The sequence below is a fragment of the Streptomyces sp. NRRL F-2664 genome (assembly GCF_000719345.1).
In the GTDB taxonomy this organism is placed as follows: domain Bacteria; phylum Actinomycetota; class Actinomycetes; order Streptomycetales; family Streptomycetaceae; genus Streptomyces.
Map to the genome: position 1 here is coordinate 1 of NZ_JOFX01000306.1, position 614 is coordinate 614.

1 pseudogene is annotated in these 614 nt (G+C 61.9%); it reads left to right on the forward strand.

What is annotated here, in order from left to right:
- Positions 1 to 102: 102 nt before the first annotated feature.
- Positions 103 to 231: pseudogene (locus IF89_RS45655) on the forward strand (IS30 family transposase); the annotation flags it as partial.
- Positions 232 to 614 lie beyond the last annotated feature (383 nt).

Below are 614 nucleotides of genomic sequence, written 5' to 3' on the forward strand. Positions count from 1 at the left end.
GGTCAGTCCGCCGCCCTGCGCGTACCTCACACCCCAGAGCTATCGGTGCCGACACCCAACTGTCAGGCGAACGGAACCGACATCACCCAATCAAGTTCAATAGCACGGTCGCTGACCTGGGATCGCGGTAAAGAGATGCCGACTCATGCGCAATTCAGAGCCGAGACGGGAATTCCCGTCTTCGTCGCCGATCCGCATAGTCCATGGCAGCGCGGAACGAACGAGAACACCTATTGGTGCAGTCTTGGCGGGCCGGGCTTCTTCGACGGGAGAAGTTCGGCGGGACCGCTGGGTGACTCGGAGAACACGTGCCGGAAGGCTTTCCGTTGATATGTCCACGGCGGTCCACAGAGCGAGAGCCCTGGCCGGGAGTGACTTGATAGAAGCCTGCTGAGCCGTCAACTCGCAATAGGTCTGTCCCCTGGCCAGGGCCCTCGCGTCTGGCCCGTCATCCGCGACAGCAGACAAGAGGACAGCTCGATGGTGACAGTGGGGATCGACCCGCACAAGCACGTCTGAGCTTGTTCCGCTTTGGCGGACACTTTTGGTGTGTGGTCAGGCCGCCAAGGCGGTCTCGTATTCGGCAGGGCTGCGGTAGCCGAGGCTGCTGTGGA